Raw genomic sequence first — 15,255 nt, forward strand, 5'->3', positions numbered from 1 at the left:
TATTAAAAGGCTTATAATGTCATATTAAAAGGCTTTTAATGATAGTTCACTCCTAAAGATATTCCGGTTTACCCTTGCAGGCATCCCGGTTCTTTGCAGTATGAATGTGCCTTAGTGGGCGGAACATCCGGAGAAAGGTAGGTTTGTTCCTTCTCCGGTCAGGGATGCCATTGCGGGCGAGCTGCATTTATTCGATGGGTTCTCCTTTATAGAAGTCCAGTATCTTGGTGCGGAAAAGGTATTCATATTTGGCTTGGAGCTCGTCAGACTGCGCTTTCATCAAGTTCTGCTTGGCTTCATTATATTCTACGGCATTTGCTTTTCCGTTCTCGTACTTCTCGCTCATCAGCTTAAAGGATGCTTCGCTGGCCGATGCTGCCGTACTGCTGCTCGTATACTTGCTTTCGGATGCCGCCGCGTTGTACCATGCCTGCTGAATCTCTTTGTAGAGGCTCTTTTTGGCGTTATCCAGCTGCAAGGAATAGTTTTCGCGCTGCAGGCGGGCTGTGCGTACCCGGTTGCGTGTGGCCAGTCTGTTGAAGATAGGCACACTCAGATTGAAGCCGACATATTTGTTGAAGTTGTCATTCATCTGCTGGCTGAAAGTACGGTTGATTGTCGAATAATAGTTCGTTCCGAGACTTCCGCTGAAACTCAATTGCGGATAATAAGCGCTTTGGGCAATGCGGATGCTGTGTTTGCTTCCTTCCAGGCGATATTGTGCCGCTTGTATGGAGGCTTTGCTGACCAGTGCCGTTTGGAAGATTTCATCCGGAGGGGTTAGCGGAATGAGCTCTATGTTTGCGGTTGGATCTTCCAGAAGGAATCCTTCCGGAGTCTCCAGCTCGATGAGCTGGCTGAGATCGAGCAGGGCCAATCGATAGTTGTTGCCGGTCTGCACAGCATTCATTTCGTCCTGTGCTACGCGTGCTTTGGCTTCGGCAACTTCCGCCGGAGAGGCTTTCCCTACTTCGGCCAACCGTTCTATGCGGTTGCACTGTTCTTTGCTCAGTTCCACTTGTCCTAAAGATACCCGGTGCAATTCCTCGTTGAACAATACCTGCAAATAAGCCGAGGCTATATTGATGGAGATATCTTCTTTGGCTTTCTCCAAATCGGCGAGTGCCGCTTTCAGGTTCAGCTTGGCCAAGGCATATTGGTTGGGTATTTCAAGTCCGGTAAATAACGGGATGCTGGTTGAAACAGACATATTTGTTCCATGACTGGCCGTATTGACGTATACAGTGGAGTAATCACCGGTGTTTTCGTCTTTGATTGCAGTCTGCGTACGTCCCCAGTTCCAGTTCTGGCCGGCGTTGGCGTTGAGGTTCGGCAATCGTGCCCACTTGGCAGTGTTCACTTCGATGTTGCTTTGTTCGGCTGCATTGGCTGTCCGGCGGATATCGATATTGTGCTCAATGGCGTAGTCTATACATTGACGCAGCGACCAGCGGTTTTGTGCTTGGACTTGCGTGCAACTCAGAATAGCCAGACATATGAATATATTTTTTTTCATAGCGTTCCTATTTCATATAATAATGTTGGTTATTTGTCGCTTTTCTCGGCACCGCGCACCTTGTCTTTGGCGGTCAGGCCACTTTTGACGGCAATCTTGATGCCATCGCTCATGCCGACTTCTATTTGCTGGCGTTTAAATTTCTGCTGAGGTATGCTGTCGGTGAGTACATATACAAAGGTGCTGTCTCCGCTGAACTCTACTGTGCTTTCGGGCAAGGCAAGCGTTTTTAGTGCACGCTCCAGTACAATTTCTGCATTGGCGGAATAGCCGGAACGGATTTGCACGCTATCCGGTGCCTGGATGGCTGCCTTGATCTCAAACTGGTTGGCTCCGTTTTCTTCCACTCCTTTGGGAGAGATGTACTCCAATGTGGCATTGAACGACAGGTCTTGCAGGGCGCCGATAGTCAGTTTCACCGGCATCCCCTCATGTACGCGCCCTACTTCGGTCTCGTCCAGATTTCCCCGGAAGATGAGATCGTTCATGTTGGCGACGGTGGCAATGGTTGTTCCGTCATTGAAGGTGTTGCTCATGATAACGGAGTTGCCGACCTTGATAGGCACGTCCAGAATCAATCCGGTAATAGTGGATCGAATCAGTGTGCTGCTGAACGAAGCACTGTTTTTGGTGATGCCTTCCTTCACGATTTCCAGATTATCTTTGGCTGTTTGCAACTCTTCGCGTGCCTGTTTCACGCTAACTTCACCCTTTTCGTATTCTTCGTCGCTGATGAGCTTGTCATTGAATAGCTTTTCGATACGTGCAAAGTCCGTTTCTGCCTGCCGGGCATTGATCTCTGCCAGGCGGACACGACTCTCGGCGGAGTTCAGTGTACCCAGTTCGGGGATAACCTTTACTTTGGCTATCACTTCGCCCTGCCTGATGCTTTGTCCGGCTTCTTTATACACTTCGGAAATGATACCGGAGATTTGCGGCTTAATGAGTACTTCATCTCTTGGCTCCACTTTACCGGTGGCTACGGTTGTCTTTTCCAAATCGGCTATTTCCGGGACAATCGTTTCATACACCTTTACCTTAGGTTGGGACTTCTGATACAAGAACACGAATGTCCAAATAAATATGGCAGCCACCACTACCAATGATGCGATTTTCAGATACTTCTTTGTTTTCATCTTATTTTAATATTATTGTTTTATTCTTTATATTTTCCACATTGTGTCTCCTTATTCATCCCTTATCGCTTCAATCGGCTTGATAGCCATTGCGCGGTAGGCCGGGGCCAGTCCTGCCAATACCCCTAATGCTATAAGAAGGGCGCACGTGCCGATTGCCAACCCGAAAGATACCTGATAATGAGTTTCAGTTGCCCCCGGTTCATTCGTTGCACTTTCCAGTATATGCAGTATAAATACGGCAAAAGAGATTCCCGCCATGCCGGCCACTGTGGTCAGCACCATACTCTCCGAAAGAATTTGTTGCAGAATATCTTTGGGACGTGCACCGATAGCCCGTCGTATGCCTATCTCCGTGGTGCGTTCCCTGACCGTAACCATCATAATGTTGGATACGCCAATCGCTCCGGCAAATAAAGTTCCCAGACCCACCATCCAGATAAGGATGCGAGTGCCTGTCATCAGGGTGTCCATCATGGAAAACATCGCTTCTGCGTTGAGGAACATGATTGCCTGTTTGTCGTCCGGTGAAATGTAGTGGGCGGCTTTGACGAGACGTTCTATTTCAGGCTCTACGTCCGTAACCTTTACTCCCGGTTTCATGATGAAGCACACAACATCTATCCTTTGCCCCAGATTATACGTTTGCTGCATTGTCGTAAAAGGCAGGGTGACGGCTTCCGAGGCTTGTCCCTGTATGTTGACATTACCTTCGGAGGAACACATGCCGATAACGCGGTAATAAATGCCGTTTACTCTGATATATTTCCCACAAGGGTCTTCATCAGGTCTGAAAAGACTTTCGTAAACACGTTTGCCTATGACGCATACTTTTCGTGCTTCGCGTATGTCCACATCATTAATAAAGCGCCCGTAAGTCATTTCCTGATGCTCTATCTGCTCATATTCAGGGTATAATCCCTTGACGCTACATTCGTATTTGTTTTCTCCGTAAACCGCAGTTTGCCCCCAAAGAGCGAATGACGGGGTGGCTATTTTTATTCCGTCGATGCTGCGCACCCGTTCCACATCTTCCATTTCCAAGTCCCACCAGCGGCCTTTACGGAAACCTTTATAAGCCTCACTTGTCTTTTGTGCTGCAATAAATCCGGAATTTGTGGCAAAACCTTCAAACTGTGATTTCATTTGCTCCTGCATGCCTTGTCCGCCGCCAATGAGTGCCACCAGCATAAAAATTCCCCAAAACACACCGAATGCCGTCAGCAGGCTGCGTGTCTTGTTTCTTGTTATCGTGACAAGGATTTCCTCACATGTATCTATATCTATTCTCACGTTATTTTAGTGTTTAATGATTAGTGTTTTGTATTCGGTAATGCGGTTAATCATAAAACGCAGTCTGTCAATCGCTTCTCAACGCTTCAATCGGACTGATGCTTACAGCCTTTTTAGCCGGGAAGAACCCCGCGAGCGTGCCTGCTATAATTAAAGTCAATGTAGCTTGTATGGCAATGCCGATGTCTACTGTGGGGTCGGAGAACATCCTTGCCTGAAACATTCCTGCGTCTGCCGTTTGATTACCGAAAGCGGAATTCATCCATTCTGTTACTCCGATACCTGCTACCATACCGATATAACCGAAGAAAGTGGTGATTGTAACGCTTTCCACGATAATCAGCCAAAGGATAGAAAGCGGTTTGGCCCCCAGCGCTTTGCGAATTCCGAATTCGCGGGTGCGTTCCTTGACTGTAATCAGCATGATGTTCGATACTCCTACGATACCGCTCAATAATGTGAAAAGACCTATCACCCAAATGGCTGTGCGGAGCAGACCGGCAACATTTTGTGTCTGCATGTATTGTGTGAAACGGTTCCATATCCAGATCGCACCTTCGTCTTCCGGGTCGAAACGGTGGTTGGCGGCAATGACTTTACGATATTCTTTCTCAAAAGTTTTGTTGGCTTCTTCACTCGTCAGATTTTTTGTAGTGAAGATGATATTGTTGAGCTTATCACCTTTATTATAAATGGTTTGCAGAGTAGAGAACGGAATAAAGGCAACACTGCTTTGGTCGCCTTGGTCTTCATATAACCCGGCTACCCGGTAAGCCACACCACCGACATTGACAAACTGGCCGACAGGTTCGGTATGCGACTTCTTGAAAAGAATCTCCGCCGACTTCTTATGGAGGATGATAACTTTCCGCCGCTCTTTCACATCATTCTGATTGATGAAACGTCCGGTTGCAGTCTTTATAGCTTCGGATTGTACGTAATTGGGATGCACGCCCATTAGTGAGATATTGATATATTCCTGCCCGAAACTGATGTTCACATCGCCTTGCTGCAGGGTGGCGCCGGCGGTGATAATGTTGTCCGGAAAGTATCTCTCAGTTGCGTTGAGGTCTTTGTTTTCCATTCGGATGCGCCGCCCTTCTTTCAGACCTGCGTATGACTTGGTGGTCCAGCCTCCACCCAGGCGAATGGAATTCAGGGCGCGCTCGGAAGCATTTTGTTCGAAGGCATGGATGAGTCCGTTGCCTGCTCCCAGTAGTACAATAAGCATGAAGATGCCCCATGCCACCGCAAAACCGGTGAGGAACGTACGCAGCTTGTTGCGCTTGATTGTACCGTATATTTCTTGCCAAAGGTCCAGCATAATGCGATAATTGATTTATGTGTTGATATGCTAATTTTTCATTTCATGAATCCGTCCTTGCCGAATGGTGATGCGTCATGATTTAGATTTTCTTCGATACTGCCTATCACGCCGTCCTTAATGTGGATAATCTTATCCGTCTGGTTGGCTACGCCGCTTTCGTGAGTTACGACCACGATTGTCATTCCTGTTTTATGCAAGTCTTTCAGAATTTGCATCACCTCTACGGATGTCTTACTGTCGAGAGCGCCGGTCGGTTCATCGGCAAGGATGATTTGGGGTTGTGTGATCAGTGCGCGGGCAATGGCGACGCGTTGTTTCTGTCCGCCGGACATCTCGTTGGGCATGTGATGTGCCCACTCTTTCAGCCCCAGACGTTCCAGATATTCCAAGGCCATAGCATTACGTTTCCGGCGTCCTACTCCCTGATAAAAGAGTGGGAGGGCAACATTTTCTACCGCATTCTTGAAAGAGATCAGATTGAATGACTGAAAGATAAAGCCAATCATACGGTTACGGTACTCGGCTGCTTTGGTTTCACTCAGGTTCTTGATAAGTGTGCCGTTCAAGTAATATTCTCCGGTGTCATAACTATCCAGGATACCTAATATGTTAAGTAAAGTGGATTTTCCGGAACCGGACGCTCCCATAATGGATACGAACTCTCCTTTTTGAATGTCAAGGTTGATGCCTTTAAGAACGTGTAATGGAGCTCCGTTATTATAGGTTTTGTTAATGTCTTTTAGTTGTATCACGATTTTTCTGTTTATTGCTTTGTTCTTATTAATTTTGACTATTAGACGCAACAATGGTACGAAAAGTTGCAAATGGAGCAAAGTTTTTTAAAAAAAGATTTTGCAGTGTCGTTTTTCTTTGTGTAATTTGTACCATATAATGTTATAACTAACCCTTTAAACAAAAAAAGTAAATATCATGAATTCAAGCATGGAAAAACCCTATGTAGTGGGGATTGACATAGGCGGGACGAACACCGTCTTTGGCATCGTAGATGCGCGTGGCACTATTATTGCCACTGACTCAATTAAGACGGGAGCTTATGAACAGGCAGAAAATTACGTGGATGAAGTATGTAAAAAACTCCTTCCGTTGATTGTGGCAAATGGTGGCGTTGATAAGATAAAAGGTATCGGCGTAGGTGCTCCTAACGGTAACTATTATAACGGTACGATAGAATTTGCTCCTAACCTTCCCTGGAAAGGAGTAATCCCTCTGGCTGCTATGTTTGAAGAGCGTTTGGGTATTCCTACCGCACTGACCAATGACGCTAACGCCGCTGCTATCGGTGAAATGACTTATGGTGCCGCACGTGGCATGAAGGATTTCATTATGATTACTTTGGGCACAGGTGTAGGTAGCGGCATTGTTATTAACGGACAAATGGTATATGGACATGATGGTTTTGCCGGCGAGTTGGGACATACTATTATACGTCGTGAGAATGGTCGTATTTGCGGATGTGGGCGTCATGGTTGTTTGGAAACCTATTGCTCGGCTACCGGTGTGGCACGCACTGCACGTGAGTTCCTTACTGCACGTACCGAACCGAGTTTGTTGCGCTCTATTCCGGCAGAAGAGATCACATCTAAGGATGTATATGATGCAGCCGTACAAGGTGATAAACTGGCGCAGGATATTTTTGACTTCACCGGTACCATTTTAGGTGAGGCGCTTGCAGATTTTATCGCTTTCTCCAGCCCTGAGGCAATTATTCTGTTCGGTGGACTGGCTAAGTCCGGTGATTATATCCTCAAACCTATCCAAAAAGCTATCGATGATAATATCCTGACTATTTATAAGGGTAAGACAAAACTTATGGTATCTGAATTGAAAGATTCTGATGCTGCTGTGCTGGGAGCCAGTGCATTGGGTTGGGAACTGAAAGGGCTTGAGTGATCCCTCGGATGAAAACAAATAGGAATATCCTCGTGCAGTTTTTTTGCGCGAGGATATTTTTATGCTGGATAAAGATGGAATTTGTGTAGCTGTATGGACTTGAGAATCTTTCTTCGGCAGAGACCTGAACATAAAAAAAGGAAACCGTTTAATGGTTTCCTTTTTTTATTTAGAAATAGGAGTTGGGGATTAACCGTTAACTCTTTTTTCTTTAATTCTTGCTTTCTTACCGGTAAGAGCACGCAGATAGTACAATTTAGCACGACGAACTTTACCCACTTTGTTCACTTCGATGCTGTCGATAGCCGGTGACTCAATCGGGAAAATACGTTCTACACCAATAGTACCAGACATTTTGCGTACAGTGAAACGCTTTTTGTCTCCATGTCCGGCAATCTTGATAACAACGCCACGATACAACTGTACGCGCTCTTTGTTACCTTCGACGATACGATATGCTACTGTAACAGTGTCACCTGCTTTGAAGCTCGGGTGTTGTTTGCCGGTAGCAAATGCTTCTTCTGCAATTTTAATTAAATCCATTGTTCTTATTATTAAATTGTTTGATCGTTACAACGCAACATACCAGGCTTCTCACTCTATGTCCTGACAGCGATTGCGCGAAAGCGGTGCAAAGGTAGAGTTTTTCTTTTGATTGACAAAGAGATGTGAGTTTTTCTTTTTATATTTGTAGCAATTTAAAATGGATAAATATGAAAAATAGTTATTTTAAATTCGTTTCCGGAGCAGCATTGGCAGTGGCGTTTTCGTTGGCATCTTGCCATTCTGTTTACGATGTAACGAAGGTGGAAGGGCGTATGCAGCCGATAGACTCTGTGTATGATGTCAATCCTGACGCGGAAGCTGTGGCGTTGCTCTCTCCTTATAAAGCAAAGATAGACAGCATGATGTACCGGGTGGTAGGTACTGCAGAGATGTCCATGGATAGGGGTGTTCCAGAAAGCCTTCTTTCCAATCTTGTGGCCGACGTGCTGCGCGGGGCGGCGGTGCAAGTGCTTGGAAAACCTGCCGATATGGGTCTTGTGAATATAGGAGGATTGCGTAATGTGCTTACGGAAGGGCCTGTTACTTGCGGTAACATCTATGAAATATTACCGTTTGAGAACTCACTTTGTGTAGTGACTTTGAAAGGAGCTGATCTGAATCATTTATTTGAGAATATAGCGGCGTGCGGCGGCGAAGGGGTCAGTGGAGTGCAGTTGCATATTACTAAAGATGGCAAATTGCTGCGGGCCACAGTAGCCGGTAAGCCGGTTGTTGAAGATAGAATGTATACAGTTGCTACTATCGACTATCTGGCCGACGGCAACGATGGTATGACTGCCCTGATCCGGGCAGAGAAAAGAGAATGTCCTCAAGGTGCGACTCTACGTTCTCTATTCATGGACTATGTAGAGCGGCAGACGGCAGAAGGGGAGAAGATTACTTCTCGCATGGAGGGAAGGATCACAGTGGAAGATTAAAGTTTGAAAACTAAAAAATGAGAAATCGATGAAACGTATATCTATATATTGCTTGCTGATACTTTGCGTATCGTTGGCAGCATCGGCGCAGCGGACTAAGCAACTGACGATCCTGCATACCAGTGACACTCATAGTCGTATTGAACCAATTGACTCGCATGCAGCCGACCAGTATGCCGGTATGGGCGGTGTGGTACGTCGTGCCACTTTTTTGAAAGATTATCGTGCCAAACATCCTGATGTACTGCTTTTTGATTGCGGTGACATTTCACAAGGTACTCCTTATTACAATCTTTTTCAGGGTGAGGTGGAAGTTAAAATGATGAATCTTATGGGCTATGATGCCATGACTATCGGTAATCATGAATTTGATTTCGGCCTGGACAACATGGCACGTTTGTTTCGTATGGCCGATTTTCCGGTGGTGTGTGCCAATTATGATGTTACCGGAACTGTCCTTGAGGGTCTGGTGAAACCTTATGTTGTGTTGAATCGCAATGGAATGAAAATCGGTGTGTTTGGTTTGAGCCCTAAAATGGAGGGGTTGGTACAGGCTGATAAATGTGAAGGTATTGTGTACAATGACCCAATTGCTGTGGCACAGAAAATTGCCGATCGTTTACGGACAAAAGAGGGGTGTGATGTCGTTGTTTGTCTTTCCCACCTCGGTTTTCGTATTAAGAATGGGGTTTGCGACGAGAAACTGGCGGCGGAAACCAAAGGCATTGATGTCATTTTGGGTGGGCATTCTCATACCTTTATGGAGAAGCCTGCTTTTTTCCTGAATGCCGAGGGCAAAAGTATTCCGGTATTGCATACGGGTAAGAATGGTATTTTTGTTGGAGAATTGGATTTGACATTATCTGAGGAGGAGTAGATGAAAAGGCTGTTACTGTTTGTTCTGATTATAATGGGATTTTGCGGACGTTTTGCTTCGGATGCAAAACGCTGTCCGGTGGCACAGGTAGTTGTAGAACCCGTAGAGCCTTTGTTGGTACGTCCGGTGCAGGATGACATGCAATGCAGGCTGTGGGTAGACTCTGTGTTAGATAGGCTAAGTCTGAAAGAACGTGTAGGACAGCTTTTTATTTATACAATTGCGCCTCATCAGGATAAAAGTAACAGGGAATTGTTGCGTAAGGTTATTGAAGACTATAAAGTTGGAGGCCTGCTGTTTTCGGGTGGCTTGATGCAAAACCAGGTTGTGTTGACAAATGAGGCGCAACGTATGGCAGATATTCCTTTACTGATAACATTTGACGGAGAGTGGGGGCTTTCCATGCGTCTGCGGGACACTCCCGCTTTTCCGAAGAATATGGTACTGGGGTGTATACAGAATGATAGCTTGCTTTATGAATATGGGCGTGAAATGGCAAGGCAGTGCAAGGAACTCGGCGTACAGGTAAATTTTGCTCCTGTGGCAGATGTCAATATCAATCCGAAAAATCCGGTTATCAACACCCGTTCTTTCGGTGAAGATCCGGTGAACGTAGCTAATAAGGTTATCGCTTATGCCAGAGGGCTGGAGGACGGGGGAGTACTGTCGGTAGCCAAACATTTTCCCGGTCATGGAGATACGGATGTAGATTCGCATAAGGCGCTTCCTGTCCTGACTTTCACACGCGAGCGTTTGGATAGCGTGGAGCTGTATCCTTTTAAGAAAGTGATTGAGGAAGGGTTAGGCGGCATTATGGTGGGACATTTGGAAGTCCCGGCTTTCGAGAAGGAGCCCGGATTACCTTCTTCGCTTTCCCGTAAAGTGGTTTATGATTTGCTGATGCGCGAATTAAAGTTCCGAGGGCTTGTCTTTACGGATGCTCTGGCAATGAAAGGGGTTTCGAATAATGGATCACTCTGTTTGAAAGCGCTGAAAGCTGGGCATGATTTGTTACTTGTTCCCCGGCGTATCAAAGAAGAAGTAGCTGCTGTGTTGGCTGCCGTAAAACGTGGTGAACTGTCAGAACAGGCAATAGAAGAGAAGTGTCGCAAAGTGCTGACTTATAAATACGCTTTGGGACTGAATAAGAAGCCAATGGTCCGTCTCTCAGGTCTGGATATGCGGATTAATACACCTTATACGCGCGATTTGATTCGCCGTTTGAATGCGGCGGCTATTACCGTACTTAGTAATCCGACGGAGGTATTGCCACTGGATCCGGATATTAAGGATGTTGCTGTGTTGAACGTCGGTACGGCTGCGGAGATACAGCCTTTTATCAAACAGCTTTCTGAATATACGCATCCGGTAGAGTTCCGGTTGGAGAAAGATCTGTCAGGTGCCGGGCGCAAGGCTTTGAGGGATAAATTGTCGAAGTATAAACGTATTTTAGTATGCGTGACTGAGCAACGCTTGGCGGCTTATCAGTCTTTCTTTGCGGAGTTTACACCGGATACTCCGGTAGTATATGTCTTTTTCATTCCCGGTAAGCAGTTGTTGCAAATACATCAGGGCATATCTGCTTCCAAAGCGGTGGTTTTGGCACATTCTTCTGATGATGAAGTGCAGCGGCAGGTTGCTAAGGTTCTCTATGCGGATGCTACGGCGGACGGCAGACTGTCGGCAAGTATCGGTAGTTTGTTTACTGCTGGAGATGGGACGAATATCTGTTCTCAGACAGAGCCTCACTTTGTTCCCGAAGAGCATGGAATGGACTCCCGCTTATTGGCGCGGATTGATACGATTGCTTGGGAAGGCATACGGGAAGGTGCTTATCCTGGATGTCAGGTTGTTATTTTGAAAGACGGGAAAGAAATGTACAATAAAGCCTTTGGAACTTATACATGGAATACAGCCCGGAACAAGGATGTATTTCCGGTGACACCGACTTCTGTGTATGATGTTGCTTCTTTAACCAAAACGACGGCTACTTTATTGGCTGTAATGAAGCTTTATGACAAGGGACGCTTGAACTTGACAGATCGTGTGTCTGATTATCTTCCTTACCTGAAAGATACGGATAAGAGTAATATCACTGTCAGGGAATTGCTGTTCCATCAGTCAGGATTGCCTTCTACTTTGTTGTTCTATCAGGACGCCATTGACAAGGATAGTTATAACGGTACTTTATTTAAGTCTCGGCCGGACAAACAACACTCCGTTCGCATTGGACAGCAGACATGGGCTAACCCTAAGTTCCATTTCCGTCAGGGGCTGACTTCGAAAGTGCGTACTGACGAATGCACTTTGCAGGTTTGCGACAGCCTTTGGTTGAACGAGTCTTTCAAAAAGGAATATCTTCAAAAAATTGTTGATACTCCTTTAAAAGACAAACGGTACCGTTACAGTTGTGTTGGTTTTATCCTTTTGCAACAACTGGTTGAGATACGAGCAGGAATACCTATGGACGAATTTCTGAAACAGGAGTTTTATGCGCCAATGGGGTTGAAGCGTACCGGATACCTACCGTTGGATTTTTTGTCCAAAGAGGATATTGTCCCCTCTTCTGTTGATCCCTTCTTAAGGAAAACTACTCTACAAGGGTTTGTACACGATGAGTCTGCTGCTTTTCAGGGTGGTGTATCGGGTAATGCGGGATTATTTTCTACGGCAGAGGAAGTGGCGCAGATTTATCAGATGTTGCTGAATAATGGTGAATTGAATGGAAAACGTTATTTGAGTAAGGAAACTTGTAAGGTTTTCACTACTACGGTCGCTAAAAACAGTCGTCGTGGCTTAGGATTCGATAAACCGGATGTGCAGAATCCGCTGAAAAGCCCCTGTGCTCCTTCTGCTCCGGTATCGGTGTACGGACATACAGGTTTTACCGGTACCTGTGCATGGGTGGATCCTGATAATGGTTTGGTTTATGTATTCCTTAGTAATCGCATTTATCCGAATGTGTGGAATTCGAAGTTGCTAAAGCTGGATATCCGAGGAAAAATACAAGAAGCGATGTATCAGGCGGTGTTGAAGTAAGGTCATCATATCTTAATAAAAGAAGTAGGAGCCGATGTTGTAATAATAGCATCGGCTCCTTTTTTGAAACAATTAATTTATTCTGTTAAGCTTTAGGTGTGTATGTTAGAATGCGATACCAATGCGTAAACCTACATTGTTCATTCCGTCTACGCTATAAGTGAAGAGATCACCTTTGTTTGTTCCGTAACTATAATAGGCGGCAAAATGCAAGCCCGGACCATAAGCCCATGGATAAACATTAAAGCCGATTTCCGGAGATACATAGAAACCCCATGTATCTTCATTGGCTTCAAATGCGTTGAAGGTAGATTTCAACTGGGCATATTGTGCACCGAGTTTTACGCCTACATACGGTTGGAATGCACCGCCGCGGTTCCAGGCATAACGTGTGGCAAGGCCGAAAGGCAACTGGAATACGGTATGCTGTTGGTCTGTATTCAAACTGCCGCTTTCACCAACCGGTAAAGTCTGACGGTCAAAATATTCATGATTACTGTGATAAGAAAGGAAACCTCCTAAAGCAAAGTTTGACGTCAGGAAGTAACCGCCTTCAAAGTTCATACCCCAACCGCTAGCCTTATCGGCAAAGTGATTGTTTAAAGGAAAGTTGAACTGCCAGTCGATGTTGGCATAACCGTTATCGGTCATTTGTGCCTTTGCCGGCATGGCAAAGACAAGGGCAAGGGCGGCGATAGCAAATGCCCTCAAAGATATATATTTCAATGTTTTCATACTTGTTCTTGTTTTATAAATTCAACAATGGCATTCTAAGATAGGAATAGTTTATTACTTATCTGGGTTGAGCACTCATCCTGTTGAGATAGGCAGATTGTGTAAAGGCTTGGTTTACGCCTTCTACCGCCATCTTAGTATTGAAGGACGTTGAACCGCTCAACAGTCCGCTCATGTAGCTGGTCCACAGGACAGGAAGTTTCTCTTTCTCGCCTTGAGGAGCGTTGAGGTTCAGTAATTCGGTGATGAAGGAACCGGTACTATAAGCATAATTTACGGCGTATGGATAATACCAACCACCCCAGTTACCCCAATAAGGGGCATCCCAATAGCCTGGATAGTTCCACCACCATTCGGGGCGTCCGTAGTCTGTAAAGTAGTAAGTGCTTTTTACGTAGCTGACCTGCAAGCCGAGATCTGCTGTTTCACGTTTGTCTACACGAACGTAACCGCGGTTGTTCATATTAGTAACGTATGCGCTGAGGATTTCCTGTGCACTTTCGTCTTTCCAGTATTCGGCATCTTTACTGTTTCCGATAACAAGGATGCTATCCGGTAAGTAATAGGTTTCGAAAGCTTTGAAGTCTGCTTTCGTGTCATAATTGGTATAAACCAGATACTTGCTGTCCAGCTTATCCATGTCAGGGTCTTTTTCGCAAGAAACAAATGCTATTGCGAAGACCGCTAATAATAAAGGAATAAATTTCTTCATACTTCTATAATTGTTTAGGTTAAATATAAATTCCTGCCCTATTGGTACCTTAGGCTTTTGGAGAAAGAACAAGATAAAAAATAAAAGGTTCAAAAAGAAGTATGTTAAATATGTGGCGAACAATAAAGGAATAGGGTGATAAATGTATCGTAAATACATCATCGCCCTATTGTATGCAGGCTTATTAATACCTATTTTACAATTTGATAGATGCTTTCTAATTCTTCTGCGGAGAAAGTCGTATTATCTATCGCTTTCAGATTATCTGTCAGTTGCCCGACGGAACTTGCTCCGATAATGACAGAGGTCACCATGTTGTCTTTCAGCACCCATGCAAGCGCCATTTCGGCAAGGGTCTGCCCGCGATGAAAAGCAAGTTCATTCAGTGCCTTGATTTTTCTCAGAATTTCTTCTGTCAGTGCTTCTTTTTTAAGGAAACCACCTTTGGCAATCCGCGAGTCTTCAGGGATCCCGTTAAGGTAGCGGTTGGTAAGCAATCCCTGTGCTAAAGGGGAGAAAGCAATAAAGCCTGTACCGTTTTCTTTAGCTTGTCGCAGAATGCCTTCTTCCTCCGGTTCGCGATTGAACAGATTGTATCTGCCTTGGTAGAGGAGACAGTGAACATTTCTCTCTTCCAGATATTTATAAGCTAATTCTGCTTTGTCCTTAGGGTATTTGGAGATACCGATGTAGAGTGCTTTCCCTTGCCGTACAATATCAACCAGTGTTTGAAGTGTTTCTTCAAGAGGGGTATTGGGATCGTAGCGATGGATATAGAAGATATCTACATAATCCAAATTCATTCGCTTCAGGCTTTGGTTGAGGCTGCTCATCAAAGACTTTCGGGAACCCCAGTCACCGTAAGGTCCTGCCCACATTTCATGTCCAGCTTTGGTGGAAATGAATAACTCGTCCCGGTAGGGCATAAATGATTTCTTCATAATCATGCCGAATGTTTCTTCAGCCGAACCGCAGGAAGGACCATAGTTGTTGGCAAGGTCGAAATGGGTAATACCTCGGTCGAATGCGTAATGTGCCATTGCTAAAGAGTTGGAGAATGCATTGACATCACCGAAATTGTGCCATAGCCCTAAAGATATTTCAGGGAGTAGAATGCCGCTTTTACCACAACGACGGTACTTCATATTGCTGTCGTATCTGTCAGGTGCTGGAGAATAGATGGAATTGATCATATCTGTAGGTTTTAGTTGAACTTTATTATAAG

The 15,255-nt window shown here is 45.3% G+C and carries 13 protein-coding genes; 4 read left to right on the top strand and 9 right to left on the bottom strand.

Annotated elements, in window-relative coordinates; all coding sequences use genetic code 11:
* Window positions 1-187: 187 nt before the first annotated feature.
* From NQ546_RS04580 to NQ546_RS04600, 5 genes are all read right to left on the bottom strand, one after another.
* Window positions 188-1,516 carry a TolC family protein gene (locus NQ546_RS04580; RefSeq protein WP_004292305.1) on the bottom strand — a complete coding sequence of 443 codons (1,329 nt, stop codon included), beginning with the start codon at window positions 1,514-1,516 and terminating at the stop codon, window positions 188-190.
* A gap of 29 nt (window positions 1,517-1,545) precedes the next feature.
* Entirely contained in the window at window positions 1,546-2,652 is a 1,107-nt protein-coding gene (locus NQ546_RS04585; RefSeq protein WP_004292307.1) for an efflux RND transporter periplasmic adaptor subunit, read from the bottom strand.
* A gap of 51 nt (window positions 2,653-2,703) precedes the next feature.
* Window positions 2,704-3,945 (bottom strand): ABC transporter permease, encoded by a 1,242-nt coding sequence (locus NQ546_RS04590; RefSeq protein ID WP_004292309.1) that lies wholly within the window; start codon window positions 3,943-3,945, stop codon window positions 2,704-2,706.
* Between the two features lie 67 nt (window positions 3,946-4,012).
* A complete protein-coding gene (locus NQ546_RS04595; protein ID WP_004292310.1) occupies window positions 4,013-5,269 on the bottom strand; it encodes an ABC transporter permease in 1,257 nt (418 codons plus the stop codon).
* 38 nt (window positions 5,270-5,307) lie between these two features.
* Window positions 5,308-6,024, bottom strand: coding sequence for an ABC transporter ATP-binding protein (locus NQ546_RS04600; protein ID WP_004295137.1), 717 nt, complete (start codon window positions 6,022-6,024; stop codon window positions 5,308-5,310).
* A 178-nt stretch (window positions 6,025-6,202) separates the two neighbouring features.
* On the opposite strand from NQ546_RS04600, the gene NQ546_RS04605 reads away from it, so the two are divergent.
* Window positions 6,203-7,183, top strand: coding sequence for an ROK family protein (locus tag NQ546_RS04605; RefSeq protein ID WP_004295136.1), 981 nt, complete (start codon window positions 6,203-6,205; stop codon window positions 7,181-7,183).
* Window positions 7,184-7,372: 189 nt separating this feature from the next.
* On the opposite strand, the gene rplS is transcribed toward NQ546_RS04605, so the two are convergent.
* On the bottom strand, window positions 7,373-7,726 hold the full coding sequence (gene rplS / locus NQ546_RS04610; protein ID WP_004292313.1) for a 50S ribosomal protein L19: 354 nt from the start codon (window positions 7,724-7,726) through the stop codon (window positions 7,373-7,375).
* 170 nt (window positions 7,727-7,896) lie between these two features.
* On the opposite strand from rplS, the gene NQ546_RS04615 reads away from it, so the two are divergent.
* Genes NQ546_RS04615 through NQ546_RS04625 form a run of 3 tightly spaced genes read left to right on the top strand, consistent with a single transcriptional unit; the run spans window position 7,897 to window position 12,583 of the window.
* Window positions 7,897-8,667, top strand: a complete 771-nt coding sequence (locus tag NQ546_RS04615; RefSeq protein ID WP_004292314.1) for a 5'-nucleotidase C-terminal domain-containing protein — start codon at window positions 7,897-7,899, stop codon at window positions 8,665-8,667.
* A 28-nt stretch (window positions 8,668-8,695) separates the two neighbouring features.
* Window positions 8,696-9,544, top strand: a complete 849-nt coding sequence (locus NQ546_RS04620; protein WP_004292315.1) for a bifunctional metallophosphatase/5'-nucleotidase — start codon at window positions 8,696-8,698, stop codon at window positions 9,542-9,544.
* Window positions 9,545-12,583, top strand: coding sequence for a glycoside hydrolase family 3 N-terminal domain-containing protein (locus NQ546_RS04625; protein ID WP_004292316.1), 3,039 nt, complete (start codon window positions 9,545-9,547; stop codon window positions 12,581-12,583).
* 105 nt (window positions 12,584-12,688) lie between these two features.
* On the opposite strand, the gene NQ546_RS04630 is transcribed toward NQ546_RS04625, so the two are convergent.
* The 3 genes from NQ546_RS04630 to NQ546_RS04640 form a co-directional block, all read right to left on the bottom strand.
* Entirely contained in the window at window positions 12,689-13,318 is a 630-nt protein-coding gene (locus NQ546_RS04630) for a porin family protein (protein WP_004292317.1), read from the bottom strand.
* Between the two features lie 58 nt (window positions 13,319-13,376).
* A complete protein-coding gene (locus NQ546_RS04635; protein WP_004295132.1) occupies window positions 13,377-14,030 on the bottom strand; it encodes a DUF4136 domain-containing protein in 654 nt (217 codons plus the stop codon).
* A gap of 191 nt (window positions 14,031-14,221) precedes the next feature.
* The gene (locus NQ546_RS04640; RefSeq protein WP_039953507.1) at window positions 14,222-15,223 is read right to left on the bottom strand and encodes an aldo/keto reductase; all 1,002 of its coding nucleotides are present in this window, start codon (window positions 15,221-15,223) and stop codon (window positions 14,222-14,224) included.
* Between the last annotated feature and the right edge of the window lie 32 nt (window positions 15,224-15,255).

It is taken from the genome of Bacteroides eggerthii (assembly GCF_025146565.1).
Lineage (GTDB): Bacteria > Bacteroidota > Bacteroidia > Bacteroidales > Bacteroidaceae > Bacteroides > Bacteroides eggerthii.

Excerpts from the sequence above, each read along its gene's own strand:
- NQ546_RS04605 (WP_004295136.1), top strand. The coding sequence starts at position 6,203 with ATGAATTCAAGCATGGAAAAACCCTATGTAGTGGGGATTGACATAGGC.
- NQ546_RS04620 (WP_004292315.1), top strand. The coding sequence starts at position 8,696 with ATGAAACGTATATCTATATATTGCTTGCTGATACTTTGCGTATCGTTG.
- NQ546_RS04630 (WP_004292317.1), bottom strand. The coding sequence starts at position 13,318 with ATGAAAACATTGAAATATATATCTTTGAGGGCATTTGCTATCGCCGCC.
- NQ546_RS04625 (WP_004292316.1), top strand. The coding sequence starts at position 9,545 with ATGAAAAGGCTGTTACTGTTTGTTCTGATTATAATGGGATTTTGCGGA.
- NQ546_RS04615 (WP_004292314.1), top strand. The coding sequence starts at position 7,897 with ATGAAAAATAGTTATTTTAAATTCGTTTCCGGAGCAGCATTGGCAGTG.
- NQ546_RS04580 (WP_004292305.1), bottom strand. The coding sequence starts at position 1,516 with ATGAAAAAAAATATATTCATATGTCTGGCTATTCTGAGTTGCACGCAA.
- rplS (WP_004292313.1), bottom strand. The coding sequence starts at position 7,726 with ATGGATTTAATTAAAATTGCAGAAGAAGCATTTGCTACCGGCAAACAA.
- NQ546_RS04635 (WP_004295132.1), bottom strand. The coding sequence starts at position 14,030 with ATGAAGAAATTTATTCCTTTATTATTAGCGGTCTTCGCAATAGCATTT.
- NQ546_RS04595 (WP_004292310.1), bottom strand. The coding sequence starts at position 5,269 with ATGCTGGACCTTTGGCAAGAAATATACGGTACAATCAAGCGCAACAAG.
- NQ546_RS04585 (WP_004292307.1), bottom strand. The coding sequence starts at position 2,652 with ATGAAAACAAAGAAGTATCTGAAAATCGCATCATTGGTAGTGGTGGCT.
- NQ546_RS04640 (WP_039953507.1), bottom strand. The coding sequence starts at position 15,223 with ATGATCAATTCCATCTATTCTCCAGCACCTGACAGATACGACAGCAAT.